This window comes from Myxococcus sp. CA056 (assembly GCF_013336715.1).
Lineage (GTDB): Bacteria > Myxococcota > Myxococcia > Myxococcales > Myxococcaceae > Myxococcus > Myxococcus llanfairpwllgwyngyllgogerychwyrndrobwllllantysiliogogogochensis.
Window position 1 is genome coordinate 670,942 of sequence record NZ_JABUMT010000002.1, and the last position, 14,503, is coordinate 685,444.

17 protein-coding genes are annotated in these 14,503 nt (G+C 68.3%); 11 read left to right on the forward strand and 6 right to left on the reverse strand.

Annotated features, from left to right (window positions below; translation table 11 throughout):
• Nucleotides 1–244: 244 nt before the first annotated feature.
• A complete protein-coding gene (locus HUA76_RS10380) occupies nt 245–1,789 on the reverse strand; it encodes a right-handed parallel beta-helix repeat-containing protein (RefSeq protein ID WP_217439520.1) in 1,545 nt (514 codons plus the stop codon).
• 188 nt (nt 1,790–1,977) lie between these two features.
• On the opposite strand from HUA76_RS10380, the gene HUA76_RS10385 reads away from it, so the two are divergent.
• Complete coding sequence (locus tag HUA76_RS10385; protein WP_141643340.1) at nt 1,978–2,328, forward strand: hypothetical protein; 351 nt, start codon at nt 1,978–1,980, stop codon at nt 2,326–2,328.
• An 18-nt stretch (nt 2,329–2,346) separates the two neighbouring features.
• Here the strand turns inward: HUA76_RS10385 and HUA76_RS10390 are convergent, their stop codons facing one another.
• On the reverse strand, nt 2,347–2,691 hold the full coding sequence (locus HUA76_RS10390; RefSeq protein ID WP_141643341.1) for a co-chaperone YbbN: 345 nt from the start codon (nt 2,689–2,691) through the stop codon (nt 2,347–2,349).
• Nucleotides 2,692–3,049: 358 nt separating this feature from the next.
• On the opposite strand from HUA76_RS10390, the gene HUA76_RS46265 reads away from it, so the two are divergent.
• Together HUA76_RS46265 and HUA76_RS10400 are read left to right on the forward strand one after the other, a co-directional pair.
• Nucleotides 3,050–4,774 carry an SMI1/KNR4 family protein gene (locus tag HUA76_RS46265; RefSeq protein WP_174460750.1) on the forward strand — a complete coding sequence of 575 codons (1,725 nt, stop codon included), beginning with the start codon at nt 3,050–3,052 and terminating at the stop codon, nt 4,772–4,774.
• A 135-nt stretch (nt 4,775–4,909) separates the two neighbouring features.
• Entirely contained in the window at nt 4,910–5,233 is a 324-nt protein-coding gene (locus HUA76_RS10400; protein ID WP_217439521.1) for an immunity 53 family protein, read from the forward strand.
• Nucleotides 5,234–5,316: 83 nt separating this feature from the next.
• On the opposite strand, the gene HUA76_RS10405 is transcribed toward HUA76_RS10400, so the two are convergent.
• The 3 genes from HUA76_RS10405 to HUA76_RS10415 form a co-directional block, all read right to left on the reverse strand.
• Nucleotides 5,317–5,589 (reverse strand): hypothetical protein, encoded by a 273-nt coding sequence (locus HUA76_RS10405; protein ID WP_141643344.1) that lies wholly within the window; start codon nt 5,587–5,589, stop codon nt 5,317–5,319.
• A 109-nt stretch (nt 5,590–5,698) separates the two neighbouring features.
• Nucleotides 5,699–6,346: a vancomycin high temperature exclusion protein gene (locus HUA76_RS10410; RefSeq protein WP_174453952.1), complete on the reverse strand. Its 648-nt coding sequence runs from the start codon at nt 6,344–6,346 to the stop codon at nt 5,699–5,701.
• A 78-nt stretch (nt 6,347–6,424) separates the two neighbouring features.
• Nucleotides 6,425–6,859 (reverse strand): response regulator, encoded by a 435-nt coding sequence (locus tag HUA76_RS10415; protein WP_174460751.1) that lies wholly within the window; start codon nt 6,857–6,859, stop codon nt 6,425–6,427.
• Between the two features lie 204 nt (nt 6,860–7,063).
• On the opposite strand from HUA76_RS10415, the gene atpG reads away from it, so the two are divergent.
• From atpG to HUA76_RS10440, 5 genes are all read left to right on the forward strand, one after another.
• Nucleotides 7,064–7,945: an ATP synthase F1 subunit gamma gene (gene atpG, locus HUA76_RS10420; protein WP_174453953.1), complete on the forward strand. Its 882-nt coding sequence runs from the start codon at nt 7,064–7,066 to the stop codon at nt 7,943–7,945.
• 108 nt (nt 7,946–8,053) lie between these two features.
• Nucleotides 8,054–8,851 carry a prohibitin family protein gene (locus tag HUA76_RS10425; RefSeq protein WP_174453954.1) on the forward strand — a complete coding sequence of 266 codons (798 nt, stop codon included), beginning with the start codon at nt 8,054–8,056 and terminating at the stop codon, nt 8,849–8,851.
• Between the two features lie 176 nt (nt 8,852–9,027).
• Nucleotides 9,028–10,470: a F0F1 ATP synthase subunit beta gene (atpD, locus tag HUA76_RS10430; RefSeq protein WP_174453955.1), complete on the forward strand. Its 1,443-nt coding sequence runs from the start codon at nt 9,028–9,030 to the stop codon at nt 10,468–10,470.
• A gap of 31 nt (nt 10,471–10,501) precedes the next feature.
• Nucleotides 10,502–11,071 (forward strand): hypothetical protein, encoded by a 570-nt coding sequence (locus HUA76_RS10435; RefSeq protein WP_174453956.1) that lies wholly within the window; start codon nt 10,502–10,504, stop codon nt 11,069–11,071.
• Nucleotides 11,072–11,093: 22 nt separating this feature from the next.
• On the forward strand, nt 11,094–11,501 hold the full coding sequence (locus HUA76_RS10440; RefSeq protein WP_141643351.1) for a F0F1 ATP synthase subunit epsilon: 408 nt from the start codon (nt 11,094–11,096) through the stop codon (nt 11,499–11,501).
• Here HUA76_RS10440 and HUA76_RS10445 read toward each other — a convergent pair.
• The gene (locus HUA76_RS10445; protein WP_217439523.1) at nt 11,432–12,193 is read right to left on the reverse strand and encodes a helix-turn-helix transcriptional regulator; all 762 of its coding nucleotides are present in this window, start codon (nt 12,191–12,193) and stop codon (nt 11,432–11,434) included. The genes HUA76_RS10440 and HUA76_RS10445 overlap by 70 nt on opposite strands.
• Nucleotides 12,194–12,366: 173 nt before the next feature.
• Between HUA76_RS10445 and HUA76_RS10450 the strand changes: the two genes are divergently transcribed.
• The 3 genes from HUA76_RS10450 (at nt 12,367) to HUA76_RS10460 (ending at nt 14,503) form a co-directional block, all read left to right on the forward strand.
• Entirely contained in the window at nt 12,367–12,972 is a 606-nt protein-coding gene (locus tag HUA76_RS10450; protein ID WP_246137229.1) for a flavin reductase family protein, read from the forward strand.
• A 140-nt stretch (nt 12,973–13,112) separates the two neighbouring features.
• Complete coding sequence (locus HUA76_RS10455; protein WP_141643354.1) at nt 13,113–13,496, forward strand: group 1 truncated hemoglobin; 384 nt, start codon at nt 13,113–13,115, stop codon at nt 13,494–13,496.
• A 17-nt stretch (nt 13,497–13,513) separates the two neighbouring features.
• Entirely contained in the window at nt 13,514–14,503 is a 990-nt protein-coding gene (locus HUA76_RS10460; protein WP_174460752.1) for an FAD-binding oxidoreductase, read from the forward strand.

Consider the following 14,503-nt stretch of genomic DNA (forward strand, 5'->3'; position numbering starts at 1 on the left):
TCTTTGGCGTCTGGGTTCGGAAGAGCCCATCAGACGCAAAGCCAGTAAGCCACGGAGTTCCGGCGAAGGCAATATGTCATGCATGTAAGTGGTTGCCGGAGTCAATGAGTTGCATGGGGTCCGTCCATGGTGATGGGTCATGGATAGGGATTCCCGCATGCCGCGCCGCGCCCAATGCGAACGCACGGCTCCGCCGGAAGCCCTGTGGCTCCTTCCGGCGGGGTGCGTGTGATGCGGTAACCCGCTACGGCGCGGGCGTCGACCTCGGGGAGGGTGCTTCCGTGAGCCCTGGCTCGGTGATTGCCCGTGAGGGCACGAGGACTCTCACTGAGAACTGGTCCAGGTGGGAGGGGGCCAGTGCGCTGAGCCACTGGGCATGGGTCCCCTCCCACAGGGCACCTGAGAGGGTGAAGACTCCAATGGGTCCCAAATAGCGGTTGCGGTCCATTCCCATGCCGGGCCGGTGCTCCGGCCGCCCCAGGCGCACGAACAGCCGCATGTCGCGCAGGACGTTGTCATAGACAATGAGGCCAAACACGACGTTGGGTTCGTCCGCTGCGAGTCGGAGTCCCGCGTCGGCGGTCCGCTCGATGGTGTTGCTGATGATGTGTACCCCTTCACCCTTCACGATGCGGATGCCCTGTCCATTGGTGCGCGACGCGTAGTTGTAGATGTCGTGGATGTAGTTGCTTTCAATCAGCACGTTGGTGGGATGGTCGATGACGTTGTTCCCGCCAATGGAGATGCCCCGGCCCGCTTGGTAGATTTCATTGTCCAGAATCTGGATGTTCGTCGCGTCCTCGTGAATCAGCACGCCTTCGGCGGCGGACGTGTTCGCCTGCCAGGGAAAGCGGGTGATGTTCGGGAGGTCGTAGATGATGTTCCTGTGCAGCAGGAGGTCATCGCAGGCCTTGACGTCGACGCCGTTCTCCCCCGTGGCATGCAGTCGATTCCTCTCGACGAGGATGATGGCGGGCCGGCCGCCATTCGGCTGACACTGCACCCCGTCGCCCGAAACGTCGTGGATGTCGTTCTCCACGATGAAGATGTTGCGGGACACGCCTCGGATCGCCACGCCGTGCGAGTCCGTGTTCGTCTTGGAGAAGTCGTAGATCTCGTTGTGGTCGAAGAGGACGAACTCCGCGTAGCTGGCGATGACGCCGCCGCCGGCCCGGCCTCCGTGCAACTTCGAGTCGCGGAGTTGGGAGCAGGTCGTGTTGGTCTCGAAGAGCACGGCGAACGACGGTCTGCTTTGGACGTCCACCTCGAAGAACTGGACGATCCAGTACGGCTGGCTCACCATGACCAGGCTGCCGACGTTGGTGGCCGCTGGCAGGATGCGAGGACGCGCGGCCTGCTCACCCCTCAGGACGATGGGAGCGTCGGCGGTGCCTGGTCGAGCCCCCTTCGGAGCGGTGATGGCGACCTGCTCGTTGTAGTCACCTGCTCTCACCACGATGACGTTTCCCGGCCGGGCGACCTTCACCGCCGCCATGATGGTGGAGTAGGGATTCTCGTTGGACCCCAGAGGCTTCGTGGGGTCTCGTGGGCCGGTCTTCGCGACATGGATGGTGGGACCTTGCGCCTGCGTCCCCCTCGGACAGTGGTCGTAGAAGAGGTCTTCCGTGAAGATGGGTGCCTGCCTCGCGGTCTGAGTCCCCACCCTGTCCGACGATGCGCCGTCCTCGTATGCATCGGGCTGGCCCGTGCCGCAACCCAGCGCGCCGCCGCATAGCCATGTCATGCAGGCCAGATGCGTAAGTATTTGCCCCCATCGATGCTTCGTCATGTCCGTCCCCCTCGTGCCCTGCCACCGCGAGGGTTCATGGTTGTAACGGCCCTGCCCCACATCAACCTCGTTGCCCCGAAGGATGGACGCGCTGCTGTCCATACCCCTGGGGAGGTAGGTCCCTCCCGGGAGTCTTGTGGAAGCTTTCCAGGGGCCTGCATTCGCAGGTCTCGACCCGTGGGGAAGCAATGACTGTCAGATACGACCCGGAAATCATTCGCGCCCATGCGCAGGCGCTCTATGACCAGGCACGAGGCATGGTCTTCGCGTGGGGCCTGGCTGGTTTTGTCGGAGGAGGAGTCGCTGGCGCGGTGCTCGACGCGGCGATGAAGAGCGGGCCGATAGGGGCCGTGGTCCTCGGCTTCATCGGGATGGCGCTGGGGGTCCGCTCGGCGAGGTCGCGGGCCTTCGTCCTCCAGCTCCAGGCGCAGACGGCGCTGTGTCAGGTCGCCATCGAGGCCAACACGCGCCGCGCCGCCGATGCCGTGGTGTCCGCCGCGAGTCCGCCGGAGGGCGGTCGGCTCACCCAGGTGGGCTGAGCACGGCGCCCTGGAGTGCTACGCCGTCGGCAGGTGGTCGCGGACGACGCCGAGCCAGTATTCCTTGCCGTAGTACTGGCTCATCTTCCCGATGAGCTTCCCCTCGCGGAACAGCAGGAACGTGGGGATGCCGTAGAGGCCGAAGCGGTGGGCCAGCGTCTCGTGCTGGTATGCGTTCACTTTCACGACGCGCATCGGTGCGCCGTCCAGCTCCGAGAGGAGCATGGGCTCGGCCGCCGCGTAGATTTCGCAGTTCGGGCAGCCGTCACCCCAGAAGTCCACCACCACCAGCTCGCCCTTCGGCTCCATGACCAGCTGGTCGAAGTTCTCCGCCGTCCCCTCATAGCTCACGGGATGTGCCATGCCCCTTGCCTAACGGGTCGCTCTGCCGGCTTCAAGCCGGGCTCGGCCCGGGTGGCGGGTCCCCGGGGAACCCGTTCCGCGCGGTCGTGGATCAGCGGAAAGAGGCCTGTCTGGCCTGGAGCGGAGGGGGCGCGAGGCCCGGGCCCTTCTGGGTCGGTGGCGGGTCCTCCTCCCGAGCAAGGGGATGGATGGAGCCCTGGCCCGGCGTTGTCGTGATAGGTCCCGGGGAGGGCTCGGGTGGCCCTACCTCGGGGGCTGGATCATTCCGTGCGGGGGGCCATCAAAAGCCCAACAGGCGCACTGCGCGGGACGCACAGCCGCCGTAAGGTTGTGGCAATGGTTGTGTCGTGGAGGGGTCATGCACGAGTGGTTGCAGGCACTGCGGAAGTCGGCGAAGGCAGCGTCATCGGGTGTGTCCGCGGATGAGGTCCGGTGGGCGGAGACGGAGTGTGGCGTTCCATTCCCCGAGGACCTCGGCCACCTGTACCTGTCCTTCAACGGGGGCGAGTTTCACGGGGACGTGAATCTCTTCCCGCTGCACGGGCCCGAGGGCTCCGCGAGCGTGTTGGAGAAGACGCGGCTGAAGCTGGAGGGCCTTCCGGCGGCGGGTGTGTGGCGCATTGGAATGAAGGGTGCCCACCGGCACCTGTTCTCCGCGCGCAAGTCGGCCATGGTGGAGCAGGGCGATGGTGGTGGACCCCTGCCGGGTTGGGTCCAGGCGCTGGGTGACGAGGAATGGATTTTCGGCACCTGGGAGGGCGAGAAGCGCGAGATGCGGCTGTACCGCACGCTGAAGGAGATGCTCGACGTGCTCGTGCCTCCTGCGGAGGTCGAGAGCTTCGGTGAGCGCACTTTCGCGCGCGCGCTGAACGCGGTGCTCCAGGGCGCGCTCTCTGGCGTCGGGGTGGACGACGAAGAGGAGACGGAGGAGGAGTCCGTCACGCAGGAGGTGCTCGTCGAGGCCGAAGAGGAGGAGGACGAGGGCGCTCAGCGCGAGCTGGCCTACGAGTACGACGACGACGCGTCACGAGGCCGGAAGGGCGCCGAGACCGCCGGATTCGGAAAGGCTGGCACGAAGGACGGCGGTGGGAGGAAGGCTCCGTCGAAGGTGGCGGTGAAGCAGGTGGAACTCTTCGTGCGTCCGACGATGCAGGAGGCGCTGCGCAAGGAGCTGGGGCCCGAGAAGAAGGAGGCGCCCAAGAAGAAGGCGGCCGAGGCACCGAAGGCTCCTGCCGAGCCCGCCGCGAAGAAGGCGAAGCCCCAGGTGGCCGCGACGCCCGCTGAGGCAAAGCCGGTGAGCGCGCCCCAGGCGGAACCGACAGCGAAGAAGGCCAAGGCGAAGAAGGTGGCCACGCCACTGGCGTTGGCACCCGCGACGAGCGATGTGCCGGCGCTGCTCGCGGAGGCGGCGGCGAAGAAGTCGGCTGTGGCTCCGGCGGCGAAGGTGGATACGGCGACGAAGCCCCGTGAAGCCATCGTGAAGAAGGCCGATACGCCAGCGGTTGGCGCGCCCAGCACCGCAAGCAAGGCCGCCGTGAAGAAGGCCGCCGCGACGAAGGCCGCCGCGACGCCCTCCGCGACGAAGGCCGCCGCGACGAAGGCCGCCGCGACGCCCTCCGCGACGAAGGCCGCTGCGAAGAATGCTGCTGCGACGCCCGCTGCGAAGAAGGTCGCTGGGACGCCCTCCTCGAAGAAGGCTGCTGCGACGCCCTCCTTGAAGAATGCCCCCGTGAAGAAGACGGCTGCGACGCCCGCCTTGAAGAATGCCCCCGTGAAGAAGACGGCTGCGACGCCCGTCGCGAAGAAGGCGCCTGCGAAGCCTGCCGCGACGAAGGCCGCAGCGAAGAAGTCCCCTGCGAAGTCAGCCGCGAAGAAGGGCACCGCGAAGAAGTCTCCTGCGAAGCCCACCGCGAAGAAGTCGGCTGCGAAGAAGGCGCCTGTGAAGTCAGCCGCGAAGAAGGCCCCCGCGAAGAAGGTCGCCACCCAGAAGGCGGGGGGCAAAAAGGTCGTCGCGGGGAAAGCTCCAGCGAAGAAGGCGGCAGCCAAGAAGGGCGCCGTCAAGAAGGCCAAGTCGAGGAAGTAGGCCCTCGACGCGTCCATGCGCGGCCCCTTTGTTCGAGGAGGGGCCGCCTCGCGGCGCGATGCAAGAAGACCGTCAATGTCAGCCTGACGAGGTCTCGCCGTTCCTCATCGTCAAACGAACTCCTGGGAGGAGAAAATGACGATGGATGCTCTACGCGCGCTGGAAGCCTGGCTTGCCAATCACTCCAATGGAGAGTGGGAGCACCAGTACGGTGTTCGGATTGAGAACCTCGATAATCCAGGGTGGTCAATCCATATCGATCTGATCCAGACGGAGTTGTCGGGGGTCGTCTTCGAGGAAGTGACGATTGATCGAACGGACGAGGATTGGGTCCGCTGCCGAGTGCGCGCTGACGTCTTCGAGGGGTTTGGTGGAGCCTCGAACCTGAGGGAGATTCTGGGCATCTTCCAGACGTGGCAGGAGAAGTTCGCGGGCGGAAGCGCTCTGCGCGAGCCCTGAGTCCGCGCGAAATCCCGGTGGGCGCGGGCGGGCCGGACCTCATCAGTCCGGCCTCGACCTTCCAACCGGTGGGCGCCGAAGCGCTAGCTCTCCGGGAGCTGGTCCCTGCGCGCGGGGCGCAAGCGCTCCTCGGGCTGGGCCGTCAGCTCCACTTCCTCCGCCTCCTCGTCGCCCCGGCGGAACTCGTGAATCTGATCCGGCAGGATGTCTCGGAAGTCCGGCTCCTCCTCCAACGGGGGAGTCGCCGCCAGGTCCTGGTCGGAGATGTTGATCTCCTCCTCACCGGTGTCCTGGTTCACGTGACGCAACGAAGTGGACTCGCCCACGTCCTCCGAACCGAGCTTCTTGAATCGCATGGTGTCTCCTCGCTCAAGCGGGGTGGGCTGAACCGCCGTACCTCAACAATGAGAACCCACGCGGGCCGCCGCAATTCGCGCCGCCCGCCCGCCTGCCGGGTTCGGCGGCTCAGCCCTTCGGGAACGCCGCGCGGCCCGTCGGGTAGACGGGCTCCACCTTCAGCAGCACCATGCCCAGCGCCAGCACGCGCGACAGCGTCTCGCGCACGGTGTAGCGCCAGGGTGTCGACCGCCCCTCGTCCGCCGCCACGCCCCACGCGTCGATGCCCACCGAGTTGGCGATGAACAGCGCCCGAGGCAGATGGAAGCGCTGGGTGACGAGCAACGCCTGACTCGCCCCGAACACGCCGCGCGCCCGCAGGCAGCTGTCGTAGGTGGACAGCCCCGCCTCGTCGCCCAGCACCGCGGACTCCGGTACGCCGCGCTCCAGGAGGTAGCGCCGCATGGCCCGCGTCTCGTGGTGGAAGGGCTGCACCTCGTCCCCGCTCACCAGCACCGCGCGCACCTTGCCCTCGCGCCACAGCGCCATCGCCATGTCCAACCGCTGGGCGAGCACCGGAGAGGGCACCGCGCCCGGCGCCAGCCCCGCGCCGAAGACGAGCGCCACCGGCGCCGTGGGCGCCTGCGCCAGGGACACGATGCGCTCCTCGTAGCTCACCCGCACGAGGTACGAGGTGACGAGCAGGCCCACCGTGCCCGCGAGCAGGAGGAAGAGGGCCCTGCGCGCCCAGATACCGCTCGCTCGGGTTGGCTTCATGGACCCAGGAACCACCGCACCAGGCGCCATTGTGTTACGGCCGACCGCCCTCGCAAAGCCCCGTGTGGACCTCCCGCGTCAAACCGGTGCGTCCGCCTGGGGGGCGGCCAGCCCTGGCAACAGCCGCCGCAGCGTCTCCAGGAGCCGCTTGGGGTCCACCGGTTTGGGCAGGAAGGCCGCCACGCCCTGGCTCGCCGCGTACACCGCCCTGTCGCGGGGGCTCATGTCCGCCGTCTCCGCCGACAGGATGACCACCGGCACCCGCGCGAGCGCCGGGTCCGTCCCGCGCGCCGTCAGCACCCGGTGGCCGTCCAGGACCGGCAGCCCCATGTCCAGCAGGATGAGCGAGGGAGGGGGCAGGGCCGCCAGGTGCGCCAGCGCCTCCCGGCCGTCGCCCGCGACGCGGACCTCGTAGCCCTGGAGCTCCAGGTAGGTCTGGAGCGCCTCGCGGATATCCACGTCGTCCTCGACGATGAGCAGGGGTCCACCACCGGCGGCGACGGCTGAGGCCATGCCCTGGAAGGTAAGGGGTCTGCTCACCTCCGACAGCCCCGGGGTCGCCCGCCCGGCAGCCCCCGGGCCACGTGTCCGGAAAGCCCCGGCAGGACTGCCGTTGACCGGCTTGCGGCCCGCTTATATAGGGGGCCCCGCCGTCAGACTGCCTTGCTCCCACCCGGGCGCACCTGGGCAGAACGTCCCACAGGAGTCCTCCGTCCCATGGCGTCCCTTCGCGACATTCGCAAGCGCATCCGCTCGGTGAAGAACACGCGGCAGATCACCAAGGCCATGAAGATGGTCTCCGCCGCGAAGCTGCGAAAGGCGCAGGACGCCATCCTCGCCGCCCGTCCGTACGCGTCGATGCTGGACCAGATCATCTCGGACCTGACGGCGCGCTCCGGTGACGACAACCTCACCCATCCGCTGCTGGTGGCCCGCCCGGTCAAGCGCGTGGAGCTGGTGACGCTGACGTCGGACCGCGGCCTCGCGGGCGGCTTCAACTCCAACATCACCCGCCGCGCCAACCGCTTCATCTACGAGAACACCGCGCTGGAGCGCATCCAGGTCTCCACGGTGGGCCGCAAGGGCAACGACTTCTTCCGCAACCGCAACCAGACCATCCGCAAGGACTTCGGTGGGCTGTACCAGCGGCTGAACTACCGCGCCGCCGCGGAAGTGGCCGAGGAGCTCGTCGCCAGCTTCCTCAACGGCGAGGTGGACGCGGTCCACATCGTCTACAACGAGTTCATCAGCGCGATTAACCAGAAGGTCGTCGTCGCCCAGCTGCTGCCGCTGCAGACGCTCGGCGCCGAAGCGCCTCCCTCCGAGGGCGCCACCGCGATGGTGGACTTCAAGTACGAGCCGGACCGCCAGGCGGTGCTGGACCGGTTGGTCCCCCAGGCCGTCAACATCAAGGTCTACCGCGCCCTGTTGGAGAGCGTCGCCAGCGAGCACGGCGCCCGCATGAGCGCCATGGAGAACGCCACCTCCAACGCCTCGGACATGATTTCCAGCCTGACGCTCACCTACAACCGCACCCGTCAGGCGGTCATCACCAAGGAGCTGATGGAAATCGTCTCCGGCGCCGAGGCGCTCAAGTAGCTCCCGCCTCCTGTCGCGCAAGCCTCGGGCCCGCCCCATTTTTGGGTGCGGGCCCTTCGCGTTTAAGGGTCTCCCCGAGCGCGTGAGGGCTCGCGCGAGGAGGGCCGCGTGAAGCAGCGACTGTGGGTGGTGCTGGGACTGCTGTGCATCAGTGGGTGTGCGTGCGAGACGGTGTCCAGCGGCCACGGGGGCATCGGCTTTGACTCGTTCGGCAGCGGCACCCAGCGTGAGCCCTATGGGGAAGGGCTGCATGTGCTCAGGCCGGGCAAGTCGCTCATCACCTACGATTTGCGCGTCCAGGAGATGAAGGACGAGCTGAGCGTGCTGTCCAACAACGGCCTGGACCTGAAGGTGGACTCCAGCGTGCGCTACCGGGTGGACCCGGCGAAGCTCTTCGAACTGCACACGCAGACGGGCCCCCGCTACGCGGACATCCTCATCGCCCCCATCGCCCGCTCGGAGGCGCGCAAGGTGTTCGGTCGCTACGCGCCAGAGGAGATCTACTCCACCAAGCGCGAGCAGATTGAAAAGGAGATCCAGGACGAGGTGACGCGGGCCCTGCAGGGCAAGCACGTCGTCGTGGAGGCCATCCTCGTCCGGGACGTCACGCTGCCGGCCGCCATCCGGGAGGCCATCGCGGACAAGCTCGCCGAGGAGCAGCGCAGCCAGAAGATGCGCTTCACCCTGGACAAGGAGCGCCAGGAGGCCGAGCGCCGGCAGATCGAAGCCGAGGGCATCGCCAAGTACCAGAACATCGTCCGCCAGGGGCTCACCGAGGAGTACCTGCGCTTCAAGGGCATCGAGGCCACGGAGAAGCTCGCCTCCAGCCCCAACGCCAAGGTCGTCGTCGTGGGCGGCGGCTCGAAGGGCAACCTGCCGCTCGTCTACCAGGTGGACGGGAAGTAGCCGGGGGGTTGGCGCCGGGGGCGTGGATCCGCTAAGCGGGACTTACCGGTCAGGTCCCCGGGAGGCTTGATTCTGGGGGAGGCCCCCGGTAAAGGGGCACCGCCCTCATATCCGGGCCGAAATTTGATGACGGGCACGGCGCCGGCCGCTCCCCCTCACGAGGCAGACGACATCCCATGAGCGCTCAAGTTCCTACGGCAGGCAAAATCATCCAGGTTCTCGGCCCCGTGGTCGACGTCGAGTTCCCGCCGGGCGGTCTTCCCGAGGTCTACGTCGCCCTCAAGGTGACGAACGCGAACCTGGGGCCGGAGCAGGAGAACCTCACCCTGGAAGTGGCGCAGCACCTGGGCGAGAACACGGTGCGCACCATCGCCATGGACTCCACCGAGGGTCTGGCGCGTGGCACTGCCGTTCGCAACACGGGCGGCCCCATCCAGGTTCCGGTCGGCAAGGCCACCCTGGGCCGCATCCTGAACGTCACCGGTGAGCCGGTGGATGAGATGGGCCCGGTGAAGGCGCAGGAGTACTGGCCCATCCACCGCGCGCCCCCCGCGTTCACGGAGCAGGACGTGCGCGTGCAGATGTTCGAGACCGGCATCAAGGTCATCGACCTGCTCGCCCCCTACACCCGTGGCGGCAAGATTGGCCTGTTCGGCGGCGCCGGCGTGGGCAAGACGGTGCTCCTGCAGGAGCTCATCCGCAACGTCGCCATCGAGCGCGGCGGCTTCTCCGTGTTCGCCGGCGTGGGCGAGCGCACCCGCGAGGGCAACGACCTGTACCACGAGATGCAGGACACGGGCGTCATCAAGACCGACAACCTGGAGGCCAGCCAGGCCGTCCTCGTGTACGGCCAGATGAACGAGCCGCCTGGTGCCCGCGCCCGCGTGGCCCTCTCCGCGCTGACCATGGCGGAGTACTTCCGCGACGTGGAGGGCCGTGACGTGCTCCTCTTCGTGGACAACATCTTCCGCTTCACCCAGGCCGGCTCGGAAGTGTCCGCCCTCCTGGGCCGCATCCCCAGCGCCGTGGGTTACCAGCCCACGCTCGCCACGGAGATGGGCAGCCTGCAGGAGCGCATCACCTCCACCACCAAGGGCTCCATCACCTCGGTGCAGGCCATCTACGTGCCCGCCGACGACCTGACGGACCCGGCGCCCGCCACCGCGTTCGCCCACCTGGACGCGACGACGGTGCTCAACCGCTCCATCGCGGAGCTCGCCATCTTCCCCGCCGTGGACCCGCTCGACTCCACCAGCCGCATCCTGGACCCGGGCATCATCGGCCAGGAGCACTACGCGGTGGCCCGCAAGGTCCAGGGCATCCTCCAGCGGTACAAGGAGCTGCAGGACATCATCGCCATCCTCGGCATGGACGAGCTCTCCGAGGACGACAAGCTGGTGGTGGCGCGCGCCCGCAAGATTCAGAAGTTCCTGTCCCAGCCGTTCTTCGTCGCCCAGGTCTTCACCGGCAAGGAAGGCCGGTACGTGAAGCTCCAGGACACCATCCAGGGCTTCAAGGAGATCGCCGAGGGCAAGCACGACGAAATCCCCGAGGGCGCCTTCTACATGGCGGGCACCATCAGCGAAGTCGTCGAGAACGCGATCAAGCAGGCGGCGTAGACTCGGTTCAAACCCGCTTTCCGAGGTGACCATGCGTCACGCGGCGCTCGCCCTGTTCCTCTGTGTTCTGTCGCTCCCCGCCCTGGCGGAGGAGCGAAAGGGACGGGCCCGGGTGAGCGCCAACGGCTTGTACAGCGTGCGCATGGTGGACGCGGGCCCGGGCAAGTGCCGGCTCGAGGTGACGAAGGAGAGCGGACCCGTCTGGCAGCTGGAGCAGTGCCTGGGGACGGTGGACGACTACTACTTCGTCTCCAACGACGGCGAGCGCGTCTGGGTGGTGTGGCCCCTGGTTGAGAAGGGGAAGACGAAGCCGGAGCCGGCGCCGAAGCGGGGCAAGGCGAAGAAGCCCAAGGGACCTCCGGGCTGGGCCACGAACGTGCTGGTGGCGGGGCAGTATGGCCGCGACGGTCAGCGAGTCCTGGAGCGGCGGCTGACGGACCTGGTCCCCGCGCGGCAGCTCACCGAGGTGCGCCAGATGACCCACCACTTGAAGTGGCTGGAGGGCACGCTCGGCATCCCCGGCAAGGGGCCTCGGTTGACGGACGCCGGGGTGGTGGAGTTCGAGCCGGTGGGTGGCAGCACCCAGCAGCTCCATTTCTGATTTGGGTAGTGCGAGGAGCCTCATGGCCAAGCTGACTGTGGAGATTGTCACCCCCGAGAAGCGCATCCTGTCGGTGCAGGCCGACGAGGCCATCGTGCCCGGCGGCAAGGGCCTGTTTGGCGTGCGGCCGGGGCACACCCCCTTCCTGTCGCTGATGGAGCCGGGCTCGCTGACGCTCATCGACGCGGGCAAGCGTGACGCGTACTTCGTCGCGGGCGGCTTCGTGGAAGTGGCCAACGACAAGGTGCTCGTGCTGGCGGACGCCGCCGAGCACGTGTCCGGCATCGACGTGGAGGGCGCGCGCAAGCGCCTGTCCGAGGCGCAGGAGCGCCTGAAGGGCCTGTCCTCCGAGGACGCGCGCTACGAGCTGGAGCAGGCCACCGTGCGTCGCGAGGCGGCTCGCATCGGCGCCGCGAACGCTCGGGCCTGAGTCAGTCTCCGGGCCTCACGGCCAGGACAGCCCCAGCGACTTCTCGAAGCCCCGCCGGCCCTCGACGGTGAGCCGCACTCCGCGGCCCTCGGGCGGCGTGCAATCCAGCGCAGCGCGAACAGGCGCTCCGCCAGCGCGGCGCCCAGCGCCCCACCCACGTGGGCGCGGCGCTCGCTCCAGTCCAGGCAGCGGCGCGCGAAGGCGCGGCGGCCCTGTGACAGTGTCTGTGTATCCACGCCCCACTTTGCCACGAAGCGCGTGCCCTCCGGGGTGAGGGCGTAGCTGTCCTCGCCGGACTCCAAGAGGCCGCGTTTCTCCAGACCCTCTGCCAGCGCCACGCCCAGCGTGCCCGCCAGGTGGTCGTAACAGGTGCGCGCGAAGCGCAGCGGCTCTGGTACGCGCACGGTGGCGACGCGCGTGGGGACGAGCAGGCTGAGCGCTTCGAGGGCGCGCGCGACATCGGGGCCCGCGAGCCGGTAGTAGCGGTGGCGGCCCTGCACCTCCACGCGGACCAGGTTTCCCTCCAGGAGTTTCGCGAGGTGTCCGCTCGCCGTCTGCGGGGAGATGCCTGCTTCCCGCGCGAGCTCGCCCGCGGTCCTCGCGGGTCCTTCGAGGAGGCGCGAGAGCATGCCCGCGCGCGTGGCGTCGCCGATGAGTGAAGCCGTGAGGGCGAGGTCGATGGGGTGGGGCATGGCGAGAGCTTGAGGGCCAAGCCTACGAGGACGTTTCGGCGCGCGCCGAACTATCTCGGGCGGGGGCTTGCGTGTGTGGCCGGGCGGCACGCGGACGTCTCGGCAAGCACCGAAGCGTTTCGAGCCACCCGTGCCCTAGGGATGCGGGCATGACCGAGCCGACGAGACACCGCGTGATTGCGCCCCGCATCCTCTACTTCGGAACGCCAGTGGCGCTCCTGAGCACCCTTCAAGAAGACGGCTCACCCAACCTGACGCCGCTGTCCTCCGCGTGGGCACTCGACGACAGGCTGGTGCTTGGACTGGGTGGGCTGGGCCAGGGCCTGGCGAACCTGGAGCGCACGCGCGAGGCCGTGGTGAACCTGCCCTCCGCGTCCCTGTGGCCTCAAGTCGAGCGCCTGGCGCCCACCACGGGCCGCTTCCCCGTTCCGGACTCGAAGCGCGCGCAGGGCTATCAGCACGAGCCTCGCAAGTTCGAGCGCGCGGGCCTCACGCCGTTGCCCTCCGACACCGTCGCTCCACCCCGCGTCGCAGAGTGTCCCTTGCAGCTCGAGGCCGTGCTGCTGTCCGCGCGCCGCTCCAGCCCCACGCCCGAGGCCCCCGAGCCCTCCTTCGTCATCGCCGAGCTGCGCGTCACCCGCGTGCACGCGCACGAGTCCGTCACCGTGCCGGGCACGCAGCACATCGACGTGGAGCGCTGGCAACCCCTGCTCTACGTGTTCCGCCACTACGTCGGCACGGGCGCGGGAATGGGCCGCAACTTCCGCGCGGAGACATGACCACCGCACGACGGTGGCCCGGAGGCCCCGACTGATTCCCGCGATTCGCGCTCCTTGTCCTGCTGTAGTTGACCTTACGCCCGAATCGATGCATTTGAAATGCATCTTTAAGCCCGGATGGGGCGGAAGGAGCGGACGCGATGAGCACGGCGGCGCAGGAGAAGAGCGTTTACGAGCAGATTGGCGGAGAGCCGGCGATGGCGGCGGCGGTGGACGTGTTCTACCGGAAGGTGCTGTCGGACGACCGCATCAGCCACTTCTTCGAGGACGTGGACATGGAGCGCCAGTCCGCGAAGCAGAAGGCGTTCCTGACGATGGTGACGGGCGGGCCCTCGAACTACACGGGCAAGGACATGCGCGCCGGCCATGCGCCCCTGGTGAAGCGCGGGCTGAACGACGTGCACTTCGACGCGGTGGTGGAGCACCTGCGCGCGACGCTGGAGGAACTCAACGTTCCTGCGCCGCTGGTGGAGCGGGTGCTCGCCATCGCCGGGGGCGCTCGCGCGGACGTGCTGAACCGCTGAAGGACGAAAGGCGCGCCATGGCCAGGGTGAAGCACGAGTCACGGTGGTATCCGCTGGAGGCCGAGGAGAGCGTGCTGGACGGGCTCCTGCGGCAGGGGGTGGCCGTGCCGAACGCGTGCCGCGCGGGAGCGTGCCAGTCCTGCCTCATGCGCGCGCTGTCCGGTGACGTGCCGGAGGCCGCGCGCGCGGGGCTGAAGGACACGCTGCGCACGCAGGGCTACTTCCTCGCCTGTGTCTGCCGGCCCGTCACCGGCGCGGAGTTGGAGGTGGCGGGCGCGGATGCGCTGCGCGTGCCCGCGCGCATCGAGTCCATGTCCCTCTTGTCCCCCAGCGTGCTGCGCGTGCGCCTGACCACGGACTCGCCCTTTGATTACCGGGCGGGGCAGTACGTGTCGCTGTTGCGGGCGGATGGGCTGGCCCGCAGCTACTCCCTGGCGAGCCTGCCGCGCGAGGGCCTGCTGGAGCTGCACGTGCGCCTGGTGCCGGGTGGCGCGATGAGCGGCTGGCTGGTCCGGGAGGCGCGCGTCGGTGACGCCATGGCGGTGCAGGGGCCAGCGGGCAGTTGTTTCTACGTGCCCGGTCGCCCCGAGCAGCCGCTGCTGCTGGCGGGCACCGGCACGGGATTGGCGCCCCTCTACGGCATCGCGCGCGACGCGCTGGAGGCGGGGCATACCGGCCCCATCTGGCTCTTCCACGGCGCGCGCACGCCCGAGGGGCTCTACCTCACGGACGAACTGCGCGAGCTGGCCGCGCGCAACGTGGGTTTCCACTACAGACCTGGCGTGCTGACGGGAGGAAGCCGGGACGTGGCCGAGGGAGCGCTCGACGTGCTCATCCGCGCGGAGTGTCCGAAGCCCGTGGGCTACCGGGCGTGGCTCTGCGGCGATTCCGATTTGGTGTTATCCCTGCGCAAGAAGCTCTTCCTCTCGGGGCTCTCGCTGAAGGACCTCCACGCGGATGCCTTCCTGCCGAGCGCCCCCAGGGTGGAGGCCGTCGGAGCCCGCTGA